This is a genomic window from Microcoleus sp. S13_B4 (genome assembly GCF_036700885.1).
Lineage (GTDB): Bacteria > Cyanobacteriota > Cyanobacteriia > Cyanobacteriales > Microcoleaceae > Microcoleus.
This window is the reverse complement of the sequence record NZ_JAUBPU010000109.1, coordinates 1-7,698: the sequence shown is the minus strand read 5'-3', so window position 1 is coordinate 7,698 and position 7,698 is coordinate 1. Positions and strand designations below refer to the sequence as shown.

General features: G+C 47.3%; 9 protein-coding genes. 3 read left to right on the top strand and 6 right to left on the bottom strand.

Going from position 1 to position 7,698, the window contains the following annotated elements; genetic code table 11:
- Positions 1 to 104 precede the first annotated feature (104 nt).
- From thrB to QT994_RS27060, 4 genes are all read right to left on the bottom strand, one after another.
- On the bottom strand, positions 105 to 1,070 hold the full coding sequence (gene thrB, locus QT994_RS27075) for a homoserine kinase (RefSeq protein ID WP_333180133.1): 966 nt from the start codon (positions 1,068 to 1,070) through the stop codon (positions 105 to 107).
- Between the two features lie 90 nt (positions 1,071 to 1,160).
- On the bottom strand, positions 1,161 to 1,637 hold the full coding sequence (locus tag QT994_RS27070) for a tetratricopeptide repeat protein (RefSeq protein ID WP_333180130.1): 477 nt from the start codon (positions 1,635 to 1,637) through the stop codon (positions 1,161 to 1,163).
- A gap of 4 nt (positions 1,638 to 1,641) precedes the next feature.
- Positions 1,642 to 2,208 (bottom strand): Uma2 family endonuclease, encoded by a 567-nt coding sequence (locus QT994_RS27065; RefSeq protein ID WP_333180127.1) that lies wholly within the window; start codon positions 2,206 to 2,208, stop codon positions 1,642 to 1,644.
- Positions 2,209 to 2,430: 222 nt separating this feature from the next.
- Positions 2,431 to 3,666: a VWA domain-containing protein gene (locus QT994_RS27060; RefSeq protein WP_333044305.1), complete on the bottom strand. Its 1,236-nt coding sequence runs from the start codon at positions 3,664 to 3,666 to the stop codon at positions 2,431 to 2,433.
- Positions 3,667 to 3,738: 72 nt separating this feature from the next.
- Here QT994_RS27060 and QT994_RS27055 point away from each other — a divergent pair, with 72 nt between their 5' ends.
- The 3 genes from QT994_RS27055 (at position 3,739) to QT994_RS27045 (ending at position 6,003) form a co-directional block, all read left to right on the top strand.
- Positions 3,739 to 4,398, top strand: a complete 660-nt coding sequence (locus tag QT994_RS27055; protein ID WP_333044306.1) for an ATP-dependent Clp protease proteolytic subunit — start codon at positions 3,739 to 3,741, stop codon at positions 4,396 to 4,398.
- Positions 4,399 to 4,652: 254 nt separating this feature from the next.
- The gene (locus QT994_RS27050) at positions 4,653 to 5,246 is read left to right on the top strand and encodes an ATP-dependent Clp protease proteolytic subunit (protein WP_333044307.1); all 594 of its coding nucleotides are present in this window, start codon (positions 4,653 to 4,655) and stop codon (positions 5,244 to 5,246) included.
- Positions 5,247 to 5,376: 130 nt separating this feature from the next.
- Positions 5,377 to 6,003, top strand: a complete 627-nt coding sequence (locus QT994_RS27045) for a DnaJ domain-containing protein (protein WP_333044308.1) — start codon at positions 5,377 to 5,379, stop codon at positions 6,001 to 6,003.
- On the opposite strand, the gene QT994_RS27040 is transcribed toward QT994_RS27045, so the two are convergent.
- Both QT994_RS27040 and QT994_RS27035 read right to left on the bottom strand, forming a co-directional pair.
- Entirely contained in the window at positions 5,997 to 6,926 is a 930-nt protein-coding gene (locus QT994_RS27040) for a serine/threonine-protein kinase (protein WP_333180124.1), read from the bottom strand. The two genes, QT994_RS27045 and QT994_RS27040, sit on opposite strands and share 7 nt — an antisense overlap.
- Positions 6,927 to 7,386: 460 nt before the next feature.
- Positions 7,387 to 7,635: a DUF7873 family protein gene (locus QT994_RS27035; protein ID WP_333180122.1), complete on the bottom strand. Its 249-nt coding sequence runs from the start codon at positions 7,633 to 7,635 to the stop codon at positions 7,387 to 7,389.
- Positions 7,636 to 7,698: the final 63 nt, after the last annotated feature.

The window sequence follows — 7,698 nt, the reverse complement described above, 5'->3', positions numbered from 1 at the left end:
GCGATGACTCTCGAACGCACCAGTTCTTAACCCAGGCCACGTAATATGCGATCGATATATTCAGCAAGCCCTATGTAGATGTTGCGTGTCTAGGAGTGGAATAACTAAAGGGAGACTTGCGCGCCTTGAGTATCGAGCCCGATCGCCCTTACATCAGCCTTTACCCCAAATTCCATCCAAGCAGCCACCATTTCCCTCACAACCGCATCAGCGTTAGCCACATCCGTTAAAGCCAAAAGCGTTGGCCCGGCACCGCTAATTACCATTCCACAAGCCCCTGCATTCAGTGCAGCTTGTTGCACCGCTTCATATCCCTGAATCAGAGATTGCCGGTAAGGCTGGTGAATTTTGTCTTGGAGGGCGCAGCGCAGCCAGTTTTCATTCCCAGTTTCCAAAGCCCGCACTAGCAAACCGAGGTGTGCAGCATTAAAAATCGCGTCAGCCTTACTGTAATCTGCTGGCAAAACTTTGCGGGCTTCGGCTGTAGACAGTTCAAAATCGGGGATGGCTACCACGGGCACAATATTTGGATGCCAGGGAATATCGCAAATTTCCCAGGAACCCCCCCCCTGCCCCCCCTTACTAAGGGGGAGTTGGGGGGGTGGATTGCTGGCAGCGAGGCGACACCCTCCGAGTAAAGCGGGGACAACGTTGTCGGGATGTCCTTCAAGTTCGATCGCCAATTGCATCACTTCCACTTGACTCAAAGGCGCACCGGCTAATTCATTTGCACCGACTAACCCACCGACAATAGCTGTGGCGGAACTCCCCAAACCTCTAGCCAGCGGCACTTGCATATCTATATGTATGGCTACAGGTGGCGGCGATTGGTTCAGGCGATCGTATAACTTGAGAAAAGCTTGATAAGCGAGATTGCTGTCATCTGTCTTGACTTTGGCGGCTTCTTGGCCCGTAACAGTAATTTTTACTTTTTCTGTTGCTGAGGGTTCGAGTCGGGAGAATTGAAAGCGGTTGTAGAGGCTTAAAGCGGCGCCGATGCAGTCAAAGCCGGGGCCTAGGTTGGCGGTTGTGGCGGGTACGGTAACGGTGACGGTGGAAGTTTCGGGCATTTTTTGAATGGTGGATTTGGAATGTTTAACCGCAGATGAATGCGGATGAACGCCGATCGCAGGATATTATACTATGTTTTGAAAAGCCATTTATTCTTGCAGCATTTCAAGGTGCTTGATGGCATCTTGATAATCGTTGGTATTGCCATCTTTTTGATAGAGTTCGGCTGCTTTATGATAATCGGCGATCGCCCCGTCTTTGTCTTCTAAGAACTCGCGGACTCTGGCGCGGTTGTAGTAGGCGTCGCCGTAGTTGGGATTAATTTCAATGGCGCGATCGAAATCTGCTTTAGTTGCTGGATAGTCTTTGAGATTTCGGCCGTGGATGATGCCGCGTTTGTTGTAGGCTTTGGCGTAGTTAGGATTGAGGCGAATGGCTTCGGTGTAATCGGCGATCGCCCCTTGAATGTCTCCTGCTTCTGATTTGGCTAAAGCGCTGTTAAATAAGTCTTCAGCAGAATTTTGAACGATGAGTATTGGTGAGGGTTGGGTACAAATGGCAGGGGATATGCCGCCCAAAACGGTAACAAATCCTAAAATTCCGATCGCCCCGTAAAAGTGTTTCATAAATCTAAGCAAAAATTCGAGCGACAGAGCAACTAAAACCAGGTAACAAAGGCGAGGTCAATTCATCAGCGCTCAATAGCGTAGCAACTAGCCTTAAACTTGTTTGTTCCCTGCGATAAACTTCAATTTGTCGCAACCGCCAATTCACAATCCAGTATTCCTGTACTCCTCGTACCGAATAGAGTCTGAGTTTCAAATCTCTATCCCGTCTTTCATTGTCTGCACCAGAGGACAATACTTCAACAACTAACTCAGGTGCGGCTGTTAAATGGCCGGCTTCGTCTAGCAAGATAGCCAAGCGTTCATTGCTGGCCCAAACTAGATCGGGAATGACGTTATCGGCATCTGTGAAAATAAGACCCGGATTGATTCCTGCTTGTCCTAAATTAGTCTCTCGCGACCAAGTATTAAGTTCTTGGTAGAGGTTGCCTATAGCCTTTTGATGACCCCAATGCGGTGCTCTCGTCACAAATAACTCTCCATCAATAATTTCGTAACGATCGCCGTTATCGGGCAATAGTTCTAAATCGGCGGTAGTCCAGCGTACTTTATCAGATATTGTCTGGTTCATACAAGCACTCTTGATAGGTGATACAAACATTCTAAACGATCCAGCTTCTACACGCTCCACGGCTTGAAAAAATCGGCATACACTAACTTTCGCTTTTTGTAGGCGAGACTCAGAATATTGAAACCCGCCTGGGTGCGGGTTTCGTTTTTGTAGACGTGATTTGCGATCGACGAATTGTCCGATCGCCCAATTTAAAATTATTTAAAATTTCAAATCGCGCGATTACTTCAAAATAGTTTTAGAAGCAATCCGAGTTTTCTTGCGATCGGCTTCACTCAATTGTTCCCCAGACTGCAAACGAGTAGCAGAGGTTTGGAGCACAGTTGCGGCACTTTTATCGCCCATTTGCAGAGCAGTTTTAGCAGCAGTTTGTAGCATCGTGGCTGCACCGGCGCGATCGCCCTGTTGTAATCTAGTTTCGGCCAGTTGAGTTTGGCGGTACTTAGCCAAAGCTAAAATGTGCTGCTGTACCATCGGGTTGAGTGCCGGCTGATAAACTTTCAGGACATTAGCAGAAACTGCAACGGGATCGGAAAGTAAACTTGAACCCACAGTCGGATCGTCGTAGCGAATTTGCAATTGCCCGATCGCCTGTGTACCTTCGGGCAACTGTCCAATATAAATATTAGCCAAAACTACTCGCTCTATATCCTTCATTAAATCTCCCAGGCGCACCATAAAGCGATCGCCCTCTTGCTGTACTGGCAATTCGATCGTATCCGGGGCAACTTGGGCGATCGGTTTGAGTTCGGCTAACCGCACTTTTGGCATTAGGGAAAATAGCAAATAAGCATTAGTCAAACCTACACCTTGGATGCGAGTAAATAGTTTGCCAAACTCGTCAACCGCATCTTCGGGACGCTGAATGTGTGCCAGAGCACCGCCGCCAGCGTCAGCAATCTTTTCCAAAATATCCTGGTTCCAGTTATCGCCAAATCCCAGAGAATTTAAAGTCATATTGTAGTCGGCAGCCAATTTAGCCAACTTCAAACAGCGGCTGTCGTCGCCGTGTTCGTTTTCGCCGTCAGTCAGCAGAAACGCCTGAGATATAGCTTCTTTTTTGCCTTTGCCCAACTCTTCAATACCTAACTTAATGCCCTCATCAATTGCTGTGCCACCGGCCGAGCGCAATTGCTCAATTTGCCGTTTAATACTGCTGGGATCTCCCACAATTTGATTGGGGACGAGGACTTTGGCTTTATGATCGAAAGCCACCGCGCAAAAGCGATCCCCTGGCTTCAACCTGTCGAGCAACCGTCCGGCGGCTTGTTTGACGGTTTCCAAGGGGCGTCCACCCATCGAACCGCTGTGGTCGAGAATCAGGCACAGGTTTAAGGGTACGCTGGAGTCGATCGAGCTTGCCGTCGCAGACACCGAAATTGCTAGCTGGCGCTGCGTTGAGGGCGCAGCAGCGTCAAGGTTAGGGTCGTTTAAAACCGGGAGCAAACTAACTTTCATGCGGGATACCTAAAGATTGCGTTACTATTTCTTTAAGAATAGCTCCATCAGTTCAGGCAACATTTCGGTTATATGAACACACCAATTAAAGCTGTGCAATCGCCATACTACGGGGAAGGGAACTCTCGGACGCCACCTCCCGATTTGCCATCCCTGTTGCTGAAGGAGCGGATCGTTTATCTGGGTATGCCTCTAGTGCCTGCGGTAACAGAACTGATTATCGCTGAACTGTTGTTCTTGCAGTACGAAGACCCCGAGAAGCCGATCAAAATCTACATCAACTCAACCGGCACTTCTGGTTACAGTGGCGAACCCGTCGGCTTTGAAACAGAAGCCTTCGCTATCTGCGATACGATCAGATACATTAAGCCGCCCGTGCACACTATTTGCCTCGGTTCGGCAATGGGGATGTCTGCGATGCTTTTAGCGGCTGGTACAAAAGGCTTCCGGGCGAGTTTGCCCCACGCTTCTATTGTGTTGCACCAACCCAAGGCGTACACGCGGGGTCAAGCAAGCGACATTCAAATTCGGGCTAAGGAAGTGCTGGCAAATAAAGCGACGATGCTTGAGATTTTTGCAAGCTGTACTGGCCAACCGATCGAAAAGATTACTAAAGATATGGATCGGTTGCTGTACATGACGCCCTATGAAGCTAAAGAATACGGTTTGATCGATCGCGTTCTTGAAACTTCGGAAGAATTGCAGAAACCGCTGCCTGCCGGAGTCATCTAACTGGGAATTGGAAATGGGAATGGGGAATCGGTAATGGGGAAGAGGTAATGGGAAATGGGGAATGGGCATGAGTAATAATTAAGGGTTAATGGCTAGTAGTTTCTACCCTGATTAGTTATTCAATAGTCTTTTTATGACTAACAATTCCCAAATACCGATTCCCAATTACCGATTCCCAATTACCAATTGCCGATACCCAATTCCCGATGCCCAATTCCCGATCACCAATTACCAACTAAACGGAGTTCCGAATTATGCCTATAGGTGTGCCAAAAGTTCCCTACAAGATGCCGGGTGGTTATGATACTCAGTGGATTAATATCTACGATCGCCTCTACCGGGAACGGATTATTTTCTTGGGCAGGGACGTTGACGATGAAATTGCCAATCAAATCATCGCTGTGATGCTCTATCTCGATTCGGAAGATTCAGGTAAGGATATTATTTTGTACATCAATTCCCCAGGCGGGATGGTGTCGGCAGGCATGGCTATTTTTGATACCATGCAGCACATTAAATCGGACGTGGTGACGATTTGTGTGGGCTTGGCTGCTTCGATGGGTTCTTTCCTGTTAGCTGCTGGTGCGAAGGGGAAACGGTTAGCTTTGCCTCACTCGCGCATCATGATTCACCAGCCTTCTGGGGGGACGCGGGGACAAGCAACGGATATTCAGATTGAGGCGAAAGAGATTCTGCGGCTGCGCCACGAACTCAATAATATCTATGCTAAGAATACTGGCAAGCCGATCGAGAAAATCGAGAAGGACATGGATCGCGACTATTTCATGTCCGCTGAGGAAGCCAGGGAATACGGCTTGATTGACAGAGTGATCGAAGATCGTCCGTAAGTTATTTTTGCGCTTCAGTAGTGTGGGCCACCCTCCCACTACAACCTAGTTCGCAGTAAATTTTGGCAGAATCTTTACATTTAAGGATTCTGCCATATTTAATGGTATTATCAACGCTCATTCATGCTAAATGGATATTGCAGACTATTACCGACAGTTAGGACTGAGGTCTGGCGCGAGTTTATCGCAAGTTAAGACCTCTTATCGGCAGTTAGCCAGACAGTATCACCCCGATGTGAATCCGGGAAACGAACAGGCTAAGAATAAGTTTATTGCTATTACTGAGGCTTATAAGTTCCTGGTGAAGGTTGCCCCCCACCATGTTGCGGAGTCGAAAGTTGCCAATTCAACTGTGCCGCCTACTTCGACACCGCCGGATCTGGGGGTGAAAGCTCAACCGCAAGCAGTTAAGGTGACTCGAAAAGATGCCGCGGTTCAATCTCATGCGGATCTGTCGGCGGTAGAACAAAAGTTAAAGCAAGATGCTTATTTTGAGTTGCAGCAGTTGCTGAAATATCAGAGGTTCCCACGGGCGATCGCCTTGATTGAGGGTTTGGCCCAGCGGGTTCCCGAAGATTTGGAGGTGCGTCAGTGGCAGGCGATCGCCTATCAGCGCTGGGGACGGCATTTGATCGGAGAAAGGCAGGTTGATAAGGCGAGAATTTATTTGAAAAAGGCGGTGAAAACTGACCCTCACAATCGTGCTTTGTGGGCGGAAGTTGAGCGGGATTTTCGCAAGTTGGAACAGATTTACTGAAGTGATGTTGCGTCCCCCTTTTTCAGGGGGTCTCCGTCGTGAATTTTTAATTTTTCTACAATAACTTGGGTATTTTCAGGTCGGTTTTCCGGTAGCGGTTCCATCAATTCGTCGATCGAGTCTAGGAGTAACGGGTCAACATCTACAGCCTGGTTCCTCCAATTAATTTTACCAGTTTTTTCATTGACGGGAAAGTCGATCGGCTGTATCCCGGTTAATAAATGTACAAAAGTACGCCCTAGGGCAAAAAAGTCCGATCGCACGCCTGCTTTACCTGCAATTTGTTCCGGTGCGGCGTATCCAGCAGAACCTATGGGTGCGGTATCTATCTCTGCTTCTGTGGCGGCGCCGAAGTCAATTAATCTCACTTTCCCATCCGCTGCAACCATCAGGTTGGATGGCTTAATATCCCGATGCACTACATGGTATTTGTGGATTTCCTGCAAAATATTGGTCATTTGTTGTAGCCAATCAATAGCGAGCTTTTGAGAAACGTACTGTTTTTTAGTTAAGAATTCTGCCAAGTTTTCTCCGCTAATTTTTTCCATCACCAAACAAGACAATTTCTGGAAGTTATGGGGGATTTTAATTGGGAAATAACCGTCAGGTTCGACTTGGGGAACTGAGCCCTTTCCGGCAAGCCAAATCAAAACTCGCGCTTCTTGCTTGAACAAGCGAAGTAAATCGGGATTGTGGGTGTGTTTCAAGACTTTTAAAATTTTGACCGTTCCCCACTCGTTTTCCCCGGTTCCCAAATCTTCGACTTCAAAGATATCTGTGGGACGTGCGGGATTGGGCGATCGCACTGGTTTAAGGATACGATAGCGATCGCCAATTAACAAATCCGTACCGCAAGCCTGACAATTTTGAGCAGCAGCAGGATTTTCGCGTTGTTCGCATTGAGGATTGATGCAGTAAATCATCTGTCTTGATACGTCCAGGACTGACGGATTTAACGAAGTGATTCAATTATTAGCATAAAACCCAGCAGTTCTGACCTTACTACTGGGTTTATATTTACCGCCCATTTGGGCACGCTATCACATTTAAGTCAAGGATTTAAGATTAATAGCATCGCGCTCTACCGATTGAGCTACCCCCCTGCGTTTGGTAGAGGGGGCTGGATATGAGCCAGCAACCTCGATGATGTGATTTTCCTGACATTCGTTTTAGCGATCGGCGGTAAATGCTGAGTTTAGAGTAATAGCTTGCTATTGAATTTGTAGGCACTGCTGCCTCTGCCAATTGGGCTACCCCCTATTTTGAGTAGAAGGGACAGGAGTTGAACCTGCACTATCACATTTGTACGGTTTAAGTTGAAGTTTTAGATTGAAATTGTACTCTGTTTATATCTTAAACCCTAACCATCAAAAAAGCAAGCAATCAGCGGAAAATAAACTGAAAAATTCGTTCTCCCACTCTCTGTTCCTCAACTTCAGAATTGTTAGCTTCTTCGCGGGCAAACATAACAGCTTGCTGCAATATTTCCACCCTTTGCAGCAACTCATTGATCCGCCGCGCCAGCATTGCTCCAGAAAACTTGACAGTCCGCCAATAGCCGATCGTAATATCTTCGTAATAAACATCGACTTGAGCCGGATGGTGTTCGGTAGCTTCACAGGGTAAACGCATCTAAATTAAGTTGACAAAAAATCATATTTGTGCCTGAGTTACTCTCTGAGAAAATCATGCTTA

What these genes read in the sequence shown, in the direction of transcription:
- thrB (WP_333180133.1), bottom strand. Translation starts at nt 1,070, where the DNA reads ATGCCCGAAACTTCCACCGTCACCGTTACCGTACCCGCCACAACCGCC.
- QT994_RS27070 (WP_333180130.1), bottom strand. Translation starts at nt 1,637, where the DNA reads ATGAAACACTTTTACGGGGCGATCGGAATTTTAGGATTTGTTACCGTT.
- QT994_RS27065 (WP_333180127.1), bottom strand. Translation starts at nt 2,208, where the DNA reads ATGAACCAGACAATATCTGATAAAGTACGCTGGACTACCGCCGATTTA.
- QT994_RS27060 (WP_333044305.1), bottom strand. Translation starts at nt 3,666, where the DNA reads ATGAAAGTTAGTTTGCTCCCGGTTTTAAACGACCCTAACCTTGACGCT.
- QT994_RS27055 (WP_333044306.1), top strand. Translation starts at nt 3,739, where the DNA reads ATGAACACACCAATTAAAGCTGTGCAATCGCCATACTACGGGGAAGGG.
- QT994_RS27050 (WP_333044307.1), top strand. Translation starts at nt 4,653, where the DNA reads ATGCCTATAGGTGTGCCAAAAGTTCCCTACAAGATGCCGGGTGGTTAT.
- QT994_RS27045 (WP_333044308.1), top strand. Translation starts at nt 5,377, where the DNA reads ATGGATATTGCAGACTATTACCGACAGTTAGGACTGAGGTCTGGCGCG.
- QT994_RS27040 (WP_333180124.1), bottom strand. Translation starts at nt 6,926, where the DNA reads ATGATTTACTGCATCAATCCTCAATGCGAACAACGCGAAAATCCTGCT.
- QT994_RS27035 (WP_333180122.1), bottom strand. Translation starts at nt 7,635, where the DNA reads ATGCGTTTACCCTGTGAAGCTACCGAACACCATCCGGCTCAAGTCGAT.